This is a genomic window from Dethiosulfovibrio russensis (assembly GCF_021568855.1).
Taxonomy (GTDB): Bacteria; Synergistota; Synergistia; order Synergistales; family Dethiosulfovibrionaceae; genus Dethiosulfovibrio; species Dethiosulfovibrio russensis.
Map to the genome: position 1 here is coordinate 246,076 of NZ_JAKGUG010000004.1, position 13,518 is coordinate 259,593.

The 13,518-nt window shown below is 57.6% G+C and carries 13 protein-coding genes; all 13 read right to left on the minus strand.

What is annotated here, in order from left to right; all coding sequences use genetic code 11:
- Genes L2W48_RS06245 through lpxD form a run of 13 tightly spaced genes read right to left on the minus strand, consistent with a single transcriptional unit; the run spans window position 1 to window position 13,500 of the window.
- Window positions 1-1,008 (minus strand): KpsF/GutQ family sugar-phosphate isomerase, encoded by a 1,008-nt coding sequence (locus L2W48_RS06245; RefSeq protein WP_236098154.1) that lies wholly within the window; start codon window positions 1,006-1,008, stop codon window positions 1-3.
- Window positions 1,005-1,865: a 3-deoxy-8-phosphooctulonate synthase gene (gene kdsA / locus L2W48_RS06250; RefSeq protein ID WP_236098152.1), complete on the minus strand. Its 861-nt coding sequence runs from the start codon at window positions 1,863-1,865 to the stop codon at window positions 1,005-1,007. Before kdsA ends, L2W48_RS06245 begins: the two co-directional genes overlap by 4 nt.
- Window positions 1,834-4,113: a tetraacyldisaccharide 4'-kinase gene (gene lpxK, locus L2W48_RS06255; protein WP_236098150.1), complete on the minus strand. Its 2,280-nt coding sequence runs from the start codon at window positions 4,111-4,113 to the stop codon at window positions 1,834-1,836. Before lpxK ends, kdsA begins: the two co-directional genes overlap by 32 nt.
- Window positions 4,113-5,837, minus strand: a complete 1,725-nt coding sequence (locus L2W48_RS06260) for an ABC transporter ATP-binding protein (protein ID WP_236116516.1) — start codon at window positions 5,835-5,837, stop codon at window positions 4,113-4,115. Before L2W48_RS06260 ends, lpxK begins: the two co-directional genes overlap by 1 nt.
- A 23-nt stretch (window positions 5,838-5,860) precedes the next feature.
- Window positions 5,861-7,021: a glycosyltransferase family protein gene (locus tag L2W48_RS06265; protein ID WP_236098147.1), complete on the minus strand. Its 1,161-nt coding sequence runs from the start codon at window positions 7,019-7,021 to the stop codon at window positions 5,861-5,863.
- Complete coding sequence (locus L2W48_RS06270) at window positions 6,955-8,043, minus strand: lipid-A-disaccharide synthase (RefSeq protein ID WP_236098146.1); 1,089 nt, start codon at window positions 8,041-8,043, stop codon at window positions 6,955-6,957. Before L2W48_RS06270 ends, L2W48_RS06265 begins: the two co-directional genes overlap by 67 nt.
- Window positions 8,028-8,855 carry an LpxI family protein gene (locus L2W48_RS06275; protein WP_236098145.1) on the minus strand — a complete coding sequence of 276 codons (828 nt, stop codon included), beginning with the start codon at window positions 8,853-8,855 and terminating at the stop codon, window positions 8,028-8,030. Before L2W48_RS06275 ends, L2W48_RS06270 begins: the two co-directional genes overlap by 16 nt.
- A complete protein-coding gene (gene lptG / locus L2W48_RS06280) occupies window positions 8,852-9,949 on the minus strand; it encodes an LPS export ABC transporter permease LptG (RefSeq protein ID WP_236098144.1) in 1,098 nt (365 codons plus the stop codon). The genes L2W48_RS06275 and lptG overlap by 4 nt, the downstream gene beginning before the upstream one ends.
- Window positions 9,946-10,419 carry a KdsC family phosphatase gene (locus L2W48_RS06285; protein WP_236098142.1) on the minus strand — a complete coding sequence of 158 codons (474 nt, stop codon included), beginning with the start codon at window positions 10,417-10,419 and terminating at the stop codon, window positions 9,946-9,948. Before L2W48_RS06285 ends, lptG begins: the two co-directional genes overlap by 4 nt.
- Entirely contained in the window at window positions 10,416-11,204 is a 789-nt protein-coding gene (gene lpxA / locus L2W48_RS06290) for an acyl-ACP--UDP-N-acetylglucosamine O-acyltransferase (protein ID WP_236098141.1), read from the minus strand. Before lpxA ends, L2W48_RS06285 begins: the two co-directional genes overlap by 4 nt.
- Window positions 11,205-11,211: 7 nt before the next feature.
- Window positions 11,212-11,643: a 3-hydroxyacyl-ACP dehydratase FabZ gene (gene fabZ, locus L2W48_RS06295; RefSeq protein ID WP_236098625.1), complete on the minus strand. Its 432-nt coding sequence runs from the start codon at window positions 11,641-11,643 to the stop codon at window positions 11,212-11,214.
- Window positions 11,644-11,648: 5 nt separating this feature from the next.
- Window positions 11,649-12,482, minus strand: a complete 834-nt coding sequence (gene lpxC / locus L2W48_RS06300; RefSeq protein WP_236098139.1) for a UDP-3-O-acyl-N-acetylglucosamine deacetylase — start codon at window positions 12,480-12,482, stop codon at window positions 11,649-11,651.
- A 1-nt stretch (window position 12,483) separates the two neighbouring features.
- Entirely contained in the window at window positions 12,484-13,500 is a 1,017-nt protein-coding gene (lpxD, locus tag L2W48_RS06305) for a UDP-3-O-(3-hydroxymyristoyl)glucosamine N-acyltransferase (RefSeq protein ID WP_236098137.1), read from the minus strand.
- Window positions 13,501-13,518: the final 18 nt, after the last annotated feature.

Consider the following 13,518-nt stretch of genomic DNA (forward strand, 5'->3'; position numbering starts at 1 on the left):
TCAGGAGAGCCCGGCCTGAAGAAGCTCGTGAAGGTGAACCATGCCCACCGGACGATCTTCCTCGGTTATTATGAGAACCGAGACCTCGACGTCCTGCATTATACGTACGGCCTCCACCGCCAGATGGTCCGGCCCTATTGTCCTGGGCCCCACGGTCATGACGTCCGAGATGTTCTCCTCCAGGGCGGAGACTCCCTGTCTCTCTATGAGCCTTCTCAGGTCTCCGTCGGTGAAGACACCCACCAGGGTCCCCTGGTCGTCCACGACGGTGGTGGCTCCGTAGTTCTTGCTGGTTATCTCGAAGAGGGCCTCCTTGACCGCCACGTCGGCCTTGACCACCGGCAGCTTGGGACCGGATCCCATGACGTCTGATACCTTGAGCAACAGCTGACGGCCCAAGGCTCCGGCCGGATGGAAAAGCGCAAAGTCCTCCTTACGGAGGCATCTCATCTCCGTCACGACACCGGCCAGGGCGTCTCCTATGGCCAGCTGGACCGTGGTGCTGCTGGTTGGGGCCAGGTTGAGAGGATCTGCCTCCCTTTCCACCGAGGCGTTCAAGACCACGTCGGCACCCTTGGCCAGAGGCGATTCGAGGCTACCGGTTAGGGCTATGACCGGAGCTCCCAGCCGTCTGAAAAAGGGGATGAGCTTGACCACCTCCGAGGTGGTACCGCTGTGGCTTATGAGAAAGGCCACGTCCTCCCGACGAACCATTCCCAGGTCCCCGTGGGCCGCCTCGGCGGCGTGGAGGAAAAAAGAGGGTGTGCCGAGGGACGCCAGGGTCGCGGCGATCTTTCTGCCGATGTGCCCAGATTTTCCAAGACCGGAGATGACCAGCCTTCCCCGACATCCCTGCACGATTCGGGCCGCCTTGGCAAGCTCGGGGCCCATCCTGGAGGCCGCTTTTTTTATCTCCTCCGCCTCCTCCAGAAGGACCTGCCGCCCTATCTCGACCAGTTTCTCGTCGTCGAAAACGGGACAATCCCTCTCGCTGGGAAGGCTCATCATTTTCCATCGCCCTCCCAGTCCAAGGAAAATACACCCAGGTCGGCCTTGACCAGGTCGTCCAGGGCCTTTATGCCGGTAAGGATGTCCTTAAGCCTGTCCAGGGGAACCATGTTGGGACCGTCGCTGAGCGCCTCGTCGGGGTTAGGATGGACCTCCAGAAAGAGGGCGTCTATCCCCAGCCCCACAGCGGCTCTAGCCAGAGCGGGAACGAAACGGCGATCGCCGCCGGAGGTGTCACCTCTGCCACCGGGCATCTGAACGCTGTGGGTGGCGTCGAAAACGACGGGACACCCCATAGACCTCATTATGGGAAGCGATCTCATGTCAACCACGAGCTGGCCGTATCCCATGGTGGTTCCCCTCTCGCAGAGCATTACCTTATCGTTTCCCGCCTCGTTGCACTTGCTGACCACCGCCTTCATGTCGTAGGGGGACATGAACTGTCCCTTCTTGACATTGAGGGTTTTCCCAGTTTTAGAGGCTGCCACCAGTAGATCGGTCTGACGACAGAGGAAGGCCGGAATCTGAAGAATGTCTGCCACCTCCGCCACAGGGGCGGCCTGCCAGGGCTCGTGTATATCCGTTATGACCGGTACTTCCAGGGTTTCCTTTATCTCCGAGAGCCAACGAAGGCCCTTTTCGAGTCCCGGACCTCTGTAGCTGTGTATGGAGGTCCTGTTGGCCTTGTCGTAGGAGGCCTTGAATATGTAGTTCAAGCCCAAGTCTACGCAGATCTCCTTTATCCTCTTTCCGGTCTCCATGGACAGTTCAAGACTCTCCAGTGAGCACGGACCGGCTATGACGGCCAAAGGGCCGCCTCCTATTCTAACTTTGCCGATCTCTATCTCGGTAACCATTGGATCTCTCCTCTCCTCTATTCTCCAGTGATTCCTTTAGTCTGGAGTAAACCTCGCAACGGACGGACCAGCCCAACACACGGGAGCAGTAGCGAACGACGCTGTCCAGAGCACCGGAGGCTCCAAGCCTTTTTCTACCGGCCTCCGCCATGGTGCGGGCCAGGGTTTCGTCCGACAGAACCAGGAGGACGGCCTCCGCCAGTCTATCCGGATCCGGCGACACGAGCCATTCGGCCTCTCCAAGCAGTTTTTGCTGGACCAACTTTCCCTTTTCCAATATGGAGACGACCGGAACTCCCAACCCGGCACAGACCTGATTCGCCGTTCCACCCAGTCCAAGCAGGACCTGAGCTCCTGCAGCGACCTCCGCCACAGGTCCTCGGTGAACGTGGACCTCCACCGAGTTCGGACCTTTCAGAGTCCGGCCTTCCAGGGTCCAGCCCGGACATCCCAGAGCCATTTTACGAAGATCAAGGGTCGGAGCCAGAACCGCCACGAAACGACAGTCCCTCCGGGCCGCGACTATGACCACAGACTTCAAAAGCAGTCGAACGTCCTCGTAGGCCCTGTTGCGGCTTCCCGGAAGTATGAGAACCCTGTCGCCCTCGGAGGGCCAGGAGAAGTCGCCCTCTTCATTATCCCCTATAAGGTCCATTATTGGATTGCCCTGGAAACGAGCGGACACGCCGGCTTTGGAAAGATCCTCGGCGGTCTCCTCGTCTCTGGTCCAGACGGTCCTGGCCCGTCCTCTAAGAAGGGCCCTCTCCGCCATCCAGTGGCCGTGAAGGTAGTTGGTCTTGGCCGTGGCTATCAAAAGGGGAGACTGTCCCTGTCCCCAAAGGGTATGAAGCAGCAGATAGACGTCTCCGACGCACAGGGGGGTACGTATGCAGCCGCTCCTCTTCCTCCAGGCCTTAAGCTGTCTTCTGATATGGCCGAACAGTCCGGAGCGGACGTCGGCAAGCAGATCGGCGATACGGTATTTTATGACTCCTCCCGTCGGGGTCACAGAAGGGGACGAACCGACCTTTATTCCCCTCTGCAGATATTGCTCTCCCTTTCCTACCAGGGGAAAGCCTGTAACCTCCGCCACAGGAAACGCTTCCTTTACCTTTCGGGCCAGAAGGGAGGCCATGGCGTCCTCGCCGTATCCGTTGGAGGCCACCACTACCTTCGGTCTGAGTCCGTCGGTCACGGCCCTCCAGAAGCGTTCTTCGTCCTCCACCTCGGTCTCCAGGAAGGGAACCATGAGGGGAAAGGGGGGCTTCCATCCTCTAGGTAGGTTGTAGACGTCCTTTTCCGTACAGGCCACCCCGGAGGCTCCCGACGACAGATAGGTCTTTTCGATCCTCTCCAGGTCTTCCGAGGTATATCTGTGATGGTCTTTGAAACGGATTTCCTCTAGGACCTCCACTTCCTGACCGGACAGGGTGGATAGAAAGCTTCCAGGGTTACCTATGGCGGAAAAGGCGACCATGGACCTACCCGACGGTTTTTGGACCTCCTCGAACCCAGCCCCGTTCCAGAGACACCAGCGTTCTATCCTCAAAGAGGATCTGAAGATCTTTCGTTTAGGGACCACCCGACACAGCCGGTCGTAGAGCCTTTGAACCGCCTCGGGAGAGGCCTGGTCCACCTTTGTCATGACCACTATGTGGGCCCGTCTCAGGCTTTCCACCGGCTCCCTGAGTATGCCTCCCGGGACCAGCCTGCCGTTGCCGAAAGGACAGGCTGCGTCGACCAGAACGACGTCCAGATCCCGTCCCAGCTTTCTGTGCTGAAAGCCGTCGTCAGCCACCACGATCTGAACCCCTCTTTTGCCCAGGGCCCTGATGTCTCCGAATCGATCCCTGGACACAGCCACGAAGATCTCCGGAAGCCTGTTGGACAACAGAAGAGGCTCGTCTCCTACCCGATTTCTGTCGGCTTTGCCCCCTCTGAAAACGTGGGGGCCCTCGGTGCTTCCTCCGTATCCTCGACTGACTATTCCTGGTCTGAGCCCTCTTTTCGAGAGTCCTCTGGTGATCATCTCGACGAAGGGAGTTTTGTTCGTCCCTCCGAGGGTTACGTTGCCCACGCTTATAACAGGAAGAGGCGGTTCCTTGGAGGGGGATATTCCCCTATCGAAGGCCCAGTTTCTCGACCTGACGAAGAGAGAGGCCAGCCATCCCAATGGAGCCAGGCACATCCAGGGAGAAAGTTTTTTCTCTCCCTTGGCGTGGGCCAGATAGCTTTTGAAAAGCACCATCACCGCCGCTCTCCGTGCTGTATGGCATAGAGCCTGCTGTAGGGTCCGTCGGAGCTGGAGAGTTCCGAATGGGTTCCATCCTCCACGATCACCCCGTCCTTCAGGAACAATATCCTGTCGGCCCCCCTTATGGTGGAGAGTCTGTGGGCTATTACGAAGGAGGTCCGCCCCTCCATGGCCCTGTCCATAGCCTTCTGAATGGCCTGTTCCACCTGGGCGTCGAGGGAGGAGGTGGCCTCGTCCATTATGAGTATCCTCGGGTCTCTCACTATGGCCCTGGCTATGGCGACCCTCTGTCTCTGTCCTCCGCTCAGGGTGACTCCCCTCTCGCCGATCTCCGAGTCGTATCCCGATGGGAGTGACTCTATGAACTCCGATATACCCGCTATCTCGGCGGCCTTCACTATCTCCTCATCCGTCGCGTCGTCGTAGCCGTAGGAGATGTTGTAACGGAAGGTACCCTTCATGAGGATCGGATCCTGGGGAACCACGCCGATCTGACGGCGCAGGGAGGTAAGGTCCAGCGATCTGACATCGTGTCCGTCTATCTCCACCGAACCCTTCTCGGGATCGTAGAAACGCTGTATGAGGTCAACCATGGTGGACTTTCCTGAGCCGGTGGATCCCACCACAGCGACGGTCTCTCCTGGTTTCACCGAAAGGGATATGCCCCGGAGGACCCACTCGTCGTCGTAGCGGAACCAGAGGTCTCTGAAATCCACAGCCCCCTCGACGGGGCTGAGAACGACCGGGTTTTCGGGCTGTTCCACCCTTTCCCTGTTGTCCAGAAGCTCGAAAATCCTCTCTGCCGATGCCAGACCGTGCTGAAGCTGACTTATAACCCTCGTCAGGACCGTCACAGGATGGGCCATGAAGCCGAGATATCCCAGGAAGGCGATGAGGTCGCCTGGGGTCATCTCGCCGTCCACGACGGACCGGCCTCCCAGCCAGAAGATGGCGGCCAAAGCGGCTATTAGAAGGACCTCTACTGCACCGGACAAGATCGCGTTGACCTGGGTTCCTCTCATGAGGGCCTTGAAGTTGGCCATGTTTTGACGCTCGAAGCGCAGCCGTTCCTGATCCTCGGTGGCGAAGGCCCGGACTATCCGGATCGCCGACAGGGCCTCCTCCGCCAGGGCGGAAAGACCGGCCAGGTTCTCCTGGATGTCGTGCCCCACCTTTCTAAGCTTTTTAGAGGCCCTGTCTATCACCCACACAGTGAGGGGAAGCACGGCGAAGGTCACCAGGGTAAGCCGCCAGTTTATGTATATCAAAAAGCCGAGCATACCGAGGGTGGTCACTCCCTGAACGATCAGGTCCACCACGGCATTGGTAACGGTGGACTGCAACACGGTAGCGTCGTTGGTAACCCGGGATATCAGTTCTCCCACTCTGTGACCGTTTATGTACTTGAGTGACATATACTGAGAGGCCATGTAGGCCTGAAGTCGAAGGTCCAGCACCACCCTCTGGCCGACCCAGGTCATGAGGTATTTCTGACCGTAGGACGCCACGCCCTTCACCACGTAGACAGCGACCAGGGTCACTGCGATCACGTTGAGCATGAACAGATCCTTCCTTATGAGTACATCGTCCACCACGTTTTTCATTAGCCAAGGGGGAACGACGGCACATCCGGACACCACGAACATGCAAAAGAGAGCCGACGCTATGCGTTTGGTGTAGGGTTTTGCGTAGGAGAGTACCCTAAGATAGATCTCCATGGAACGGGACGGCTTCATATCGGCTATACCAACCTTTCGATCAAATCGCAGAAAACGGAGGAAGGCGAGTCCACCTCGCCTCTAAGTTTTTCCAGACGAACCCTCTGTTTACTCAGTTTCCCCTCTTCGGTCAAGATATTCGCAACGGCGTCGGCCAACTGGACCGGAGAGATATCCCCTACCAGCTCGGGCATTATCTCCTCTTCCGCCAGACGATTGGGCCAGGCGACAAAGCCTCTCTTTCGGGCGGCGCGACGAAGGACTTTTTCCTTGAGAGAGGATCCGCCTGGCAGAGAGAAAAGCCACCCCTTGATCCCGCTAAGGGGAATTGACCTCAGAAAATCGAAGGGGATGGCCACTATAGATGGAACCGCTCTGTCGAGAAGCTCCAGGGTGTTGGTTCCGGGCTGGGTAACGGCCAGGTCCGCATCGGCCAGGGCCGCCCCTGTGGCTCCCGTGAAGGGATTCAGTCCGGCGTTCCTCCAGCTTTCGACCTCCTCCTGACGAGAGAAGGGAGACAACATGGATGCCACCTGTAGGTTCAGTCTATCGACCAAAGGAGGCACCATCTCGGACAGATAGCCTCTGGCGACGTCCCTTATCCAGGGTCGGCTACCGGGGAAAAGGAGGACTCTTTTCCCGCCCCCATCCCGCCACGGAGTGGGAGCCTCAGGGTCCATCCTGAGGCCGTCCGAGACCAGATCTCCCACCACCTGAACCGATTTCCCCATGGAACGGGCCATCCCGTCGAAGGCAGTAGCTTTAAGGTCGCATCTGTCCAGCCCCTTCTTGTAGCCGTAGGAATAACAGGCCAAGGGGATCCTATGAAAGGCCGCCATGGCGCGGCCGAACATCAGATCCCCTCCAAGCTGTATAACCACGTCGCATCGGTCATTGAAAAGTTTCCCGAAGGAACCTATAGGGTCGGACGGTCCTGTGACGACGTCGATCCCCTCCATAGATAGAGCCACTTCCCTCTCTCGGCCTGTCGCAAAGGGGCACCTCAGCAGATGAAGATGGATATTCCACCCTCTGAAGGACATCTCTCGGGCCAGGGGCCTGCACCATCCCCAGAGCTCGCCGGGACCGTTGGCGAACAAAGCCGCGGTCGGGGAGCTCACAGCCTCGATATCCTCTCGGCCCAGAAATCGGCCGCCCCGGTCGAGCCCATCATCGAACGACACCTTTCCAGGTCTCCATGGACCCGACGACGTATGCTACGATCTGAACGGTATGATACGAGGGAGGAGAGTATCTCCGAGCTATTGCACCTCTCCTGTAACAGCTCGGGGTAGACCTTCCTACGGACCATGACGTTCGGTATCGACACGAAGGGAAGGCGTACGAAGTTGTCGTATATGAACCACTCCAGACTTCCGGCCCGATACAGGACTGTCATGAATCTGTCGGACATCATTGCCTCTACCGCCACTGTGCCACTGGCTCCTGCGGCCATGCCACATCTTCCGAGAAGTTCCCTCGCCTCTCCCCGGTAAAGCTCGAAATTCCCTATTTCCTCCAAGACCGAATCGCGAGAGGATCGAGAGAGTCCCGGCGCAAGGGAGAAGACGGGCTTCATTCCTAGGTCTTCGAGTCGACGGGCCAGAGGCACCAGAATCGGCATAAGCCGACGGATCTCCGAACCTCTGCTTCCTGGAAGCAACGCCACCGAGTCCGGCTCCGAAGGGGCAACCGGAGGGGGGAAGGTATCCACCATAGGATGGCCTATCCAGGCGGATGAGACGCCGTTGCGAACCAGATGACTGTGTTCGAATTCGAAAAGAGGCAGATTAAGGTCGAAAAGCTCCCTCAGATGGATTACCCGTCTTTTTCTCCAGGCCCACACGGTAGGGGGAGACAGGTAGACCACCGGTCCGAAGTAACCGCTTTTACGAAGCCGCCTCACCATGGGAATATGGAAGTCCGGACTGTCCACCACGACGACCGCCTCGGGTTTCCTGCGACATACCTCCCTGACGATACGGTCGGCCAGTTTATACAGTCTGGGCAGAGCCGCCAATGCCTCGGAGACGCCCATTATGTGTAGCTCCGAGCTTTTCCATAGGGGCTCAACTCCGGACGCGACTCCTCTTTCCCCCACCATACCCCAAAGCGGACGGGAGTATCCCGATTTTCTCAGGGCTCCGGTCAGGGAGGATAACAGAATGTCGCCCGAGACCTCTCCACAGCTCAGGAAGATGGACACGATGCCATCCCTATCACCGAGATCCCATGCCTGGAGGCCGCCTCGGACAGTTTCTCACGGTCCATTATCAAGACGTTTCCCGACTCGACAGCCAGACAGGATAGGCCGGACTCCGCCATGGACTCGAGGGTTTTCGTCCCCACCACCGGGATATCGTATCTACGGTCCTGATCTGCCCTCATTCCCTTGACCAGGACACCGGCCCCGGATATCCCTCCGGCCCTTGTGATCGTTTCGTCCGTTCCCTCCATGGCCTCCACCGCCACCACCGATCTCCGACAGACCACCAGCGACTGGCCGAAGGACAGAGGCAGCAGACGCCCGAGGACGGCTCTGCCGTAGTCCACGTCGGCAAGATCGGAGGCAGAGGGCTCCGGGCCGGCGATATGTCCCTCTGAAGCTATCATGTCGGGAAGTATGGAGTCGTAGCCGAGCACCGATATGCCCAGCTTCTCTACGCGATCTATAACGGCCCCCAGAAGGGCATGGTCGTTTCTGTCGTCCAGGCCAGCAACTATCCCTTTTATCTCGCTGTCGGCGGAGTCGTCGTAGATGACGGTTTTGGAGACGTAACCGGCCAGTAGGAGCCTCTTTATCCGACGAAAAACGAGGCTCCCGAAGATTTTGACCAGGTTGATCTCCTTCACCGGTATCACCGACAGGCCATACGCCTCTATATCCTGCCAGTCCGGCCGGATGGCATAGACCACCGGAGTCTCTCCGGAGGCGACCAGGTTTTTCAATATGACCAGAGGCAGATCGCCCTCTCCGGCCACAAGGGCCATTTTGCCTTTTTTCGAAGAGCCCCTCATCGGTTGGCCCTCAAGGTCAACAGTCCTCCGAAACCGAGAAACACCACATTGGCCAGCCAGGCAGCGACAAGAGGAGGAATGTGTCCGCTCTCTCCAAGAGCCCGGCCCATGGACATGACCACGTAGTAGGCGAAGACAATCAGGACGCTGAGTCCGAAACCGACTCCCATGCCGCCCCGCCTTTGAGGTCGGACTCCCAGAGCCGCTCCTATAAGGGCGAGCACCAGGCTGGCCCAAGGTATGGCTATGTGGAGATGATAGGACACCCATAAAGGGACCAGATTTGCCCCTTGGGCCTTCATTATCGCTATGTGTTCCCTCAGTTGAGACAGACTCATCTCATCTGGCTTAAGAGAGGAACGGGCCACCTGGGTAGGGGTTAAATCGAGGGGAAGCCTCTGCTCCTTGAAGCCGAACAGAAAACCCACCTTTCCCTCTTTATCCACGGAAAAGGCTTTCCCGTCCGAGAGGGTCCACACCCCGTCTCTCCAGTTTCCCTCGTCGGCTGTGGTTATCCTGCTCAGCCGTCCGTCGTCGAACTCCTGTACAAGGACGTTTTCCATGGAGCCCTTTCTCGTCCTGAGTCTTCCCACATATATAACCCTGTTTAGCTTGCCCCCGCTCTCGTCCTTCAGAAACATCCTCTCCCTAAGAAGGGTTGGCTTCTGCTTTACCACATCGTACATCAGGATGTTCTCGGCGGCCCGATTGGCTATAGGGACCACCGTCTCGTTCATGAAGAAGGCGGAGATGGCGACCAGCGAGGCTCCAAACAGTACCGGTCGGGCGATCCTCTGAAAAGATATGCCCGACGCCTTCAGGGCGACTATCTCGCTGTTGGAGGACAGACGTCCGAAGGAAAGCAATGTGGACAGGAGACATGACATCGGAAGGGTCAGCACCACCACCGACGGCAGTTTATATACGAAAAGTTTGAGCACCGTGGACAGGGAGATGCCCTTTTCGATGAGCATATCGGCTATCTTGAAGAGCAGGTCACCTGCCACCAGTATCACGGTGAAGGTCAACACCCCAAAGAGGAAGGAGCTTCCCAGCTCCTTCAGTATGAACCTGTCCAGTATCCTTGGTTTCAACGCAGTCCCTCCGCTATCAGGCGATCCACTACCTCCCGGATTGCCCCCCTGCCTCCCTGGGCCGAGGTTATCCAGTCGGCTACGGTCTTGGTCTTCGCCGTTCCGTCGGCTACGACGATTCCCATACCGGACCATACTAGACAGTCGATATCGTTGACGTCGTCACCTACGTAAGCCACCTGGTCTTCTGTGATACCCATGGATTCGGCCAGGGCCTTGAGGTCGCCTATTTTATCGGACGAACCGTTGTAGACGTGGGTCACGCCGAGCTCGGAGGCTCTCAGTGCGGTGGCCTTGGAATAACGGCCGCTGATGAGGGCCACCGTTCCACCTCTTTTCATGAAGTTAACTATGGCCATGCCGTCCTTGACGTCGTATCTCTTGGTCTCCTTACCGTCGGCGGATATGTAGATGCCTCCGTCGGTCAGAGTACCGTCTACGTCCATGGCTAGAAGCTCGATCTTCTTCATCGCCGAGCCCAGGGACATAGCCCTCTTTTACCGGCATCGATAAAGTCGAGCATATCTCCTATGAGAGGGTCGTCTCCCATCTGTTCCCTCAGAAGCGCAGTGGCATCCCTTATGTTAAGACCGGACCTGTAGAGGGTTCTGTAGGCTCTCTTTATATCCAGTCTTTGCCCGGAGGTGAAACCGCCCCGTCTGAGGCCGACTACGTTCAGGCCGTATACCTTGGCCGGATGACCGTCCACCATGGCGTAGTGAGGTACGTCCTTAACTACCTTGGACGCGCCCCCTACCATGCAGTATTTGCCTACCGACACGAACTGATGCAGCCCGGAGAGCCCGCTCATGACGGTTCCGTCTCCAAGAGAGGAGTAACCGGAAAGCCCCGATTTATTGGCTACCGTGACATCCTTGCCGACTCGGACGTTGTGTGCCACGTGGACCCCCTCCATCAGCATGGACCTGTCGCCTACTACGGTCTCGTTACCCTCTCCGGAAGCCCTGTTGATCGTAACGGCTTCACGAAGGACGACCTCGTCTCCTATCCTTACCCAGGATATCTCTCCCTTGAAGTCGTGGTCCTGAGGTTCTCCGCCCAAGACGGCGTTCTCCCATATGCGGCAGTCGGCCCCTATGGACACGAAGTCCATGACTCGGACGAAAGAGCCCAGGACCGTTCCGGAACCGATGGAGACTTTCCCGTCTATCACGGAATAGGGTCCGATTACCACGTTCTCCCCTATCTCGGCCTCCGGCGATACTATTGCTGTAGCGTGTATTTGGACCGACACGATGGGGTTACTCCAACCTGTCGTCCACTACGAATCCGAGCTCGGCCTCCGCGACCACGTCGTCTCCGACCTTTGCCACGGTGGACACCTTGCCGACCTTGCCTCTAAGACGTGTCAGAGTAGCGGTGGTTATCAGCTGATCTCCGGGCCTTACGGGGCGACGGAAACGGGCCTTTACCACCGACGTGAGGTATATCACCTTGCCCTCGAACTCGGGCTTTGAAAGCAGAACCACCGCTCCTGTCTGCCCCATTGCCTCGATTATGAGAACTCCGGGCATGACCGGTTCCCCGGGGAAATGGCCCATGAAGAAAGGCTCGTTTATCGTAACGTTCTTTAGGCCAACCACCCGCTCGAGGTCTGATTCCAATATGCGGTCAACCAGAAGGAAGGGGTAACGATGGGGAAGGAACTCCATTATCTTGTTGATGTCGAACATAACGATCAATCCTCCGATATTCTTCTTTTAGCTATCTCTTTTACCAGTCTCTGATGCATTGAATGGCCGGCTTTAATGGCTATGACGTGGGCGGCAAGGGGACGACCGAGCAAAACCAGGTCTCCCAATAGGTCCAGTATCTTATGACGAACGAACTCGTCTTCGAATCGAAGTCCGCCCTTGGCCAGGATTTTCCGTCCGTCCACCACCATGGCGTTTTCCAGCGAGCCTCCCAGTGAGAGTCCGTTTTTTCTAAGGGTCTCGACGTCCTCCATCATGGCGAAGGTTCGACATGATGCTATCCGGTCGATAAAATTATCACGGCTAAGGTCCATAGAGAGGCATTGAGTTCCTATGGCAGTGCCGGGATAGTCGATAACATAGGTCACCCTCAATCCGTCGTAGGGCAGTGCCACCACCGATCTTCCCGAGGATCGATCGTCTACCGCTATCGGTCCGTCCAGCCTCAGGGGGTCGAGAAATCCGTCTTCAGTCACCCCCGCATTCAACAGGGCTTCCGCAAAGGACGATGCGCAGCCATCCATGGCCGGAATCTCTCCTCCGACGACTTCCACGGCGATCTCGTCCAGCCCCAATCCGGCAATGGCTCCGAACAGGTGTTCAACCGTCCGGACCTTGTAGCCGTCGGACAGAGTAAGAACGGTCCCTCTTCCGTCTCCGTCCCAGTCAAGACGATCTAGTGGAATGAGCGATCCGTCTCGATAGAGGTTAATTCCCTTTTTGCCCGATGGGAATACCCGAACGGAACAGTCCATACCGGAATGGAGCCCTACCCCTCGGAAAAGGACCTCTCGATCGAGAAAATACCTGGAAAACACGTCAACTATCCTCCGATAGAAACCGCTCTAGGCGCTTCACCCTGTCGAAGAGATCCCCTATTCTAGCGGTATAGGCGTCCTGTCGGAGCTGGGAACGGTGATCCCTGGCGGGGAAGCCGGAGACGAGCGAGCCGGAGGGGAGGTCTTTGGTGACCCCTCCCAAGGCGGCGACCACCGAGTCCGACCCTATCCTGGTGTGGTCCTGCACCCCGGATCGGGCCGCCATAACGACCCTGTCCTCCAAAACCGCGCTGCCTGCGATTCCCACCTGAGCGGCCAATAGACAGTCTTTACCGATAAAGACGTTGTGCCCTATCTGTATGTGGTTGTCTATCTTTGTCCCATCGCCTATTACCGTATCTCCTATGGTGCCTCTATCGATGGACGTATTGGCCCCTATCTCGACATCGTCGCAGATCCGAACTCCGCCTATCTGTGGAACCTTGACGATTCGACGCTCTTTAGAGGCCGGTATATGACCGAAGCCGTCCGCTCCTATAACGACGTTGCCATGGATAAAGGCCCTTTTGCCAATGGAACATCCCCTATATATAACGACACCTGGCTCTATCACCGAGTCCTCGCCGATGGAGACTCCCTTACCCACGAAGACGTTCGCCCTGAGGACCGCCCCTGCCGATACGGAAGCCCCCTCGGACAGAACGCAAAGAGGTCCGATGGAGGCGTTTTCGTCCACGTGGGCGGATCGATGGACCACAGCCGAGGGGTCTATTCCCGCCGGAACGGTCGCTTTTTCCTGAAAAAGCCCGAGAAGGACGGCCATGGCCAGTCGTGGTTCCCGAACGGAAATGCCTATTCTGCCGTCGGAAAAAACCTCTTCTTTACCGACTATCGACACCCCGTCGGGAATGTCCTTCAAGACCCTTCCGTCCAGAACCACCACTATGCTGTCCCCGGAGGCATCCTCCGGGGTGGAGACTCTGCCGATCAGGGCGTCCCCGTTTCCTATACATCGGCCCTCCAGTATCTCGGAAAGCTGACTCAGACTGTAAGACATATAAAGCTCTCTCTCCTC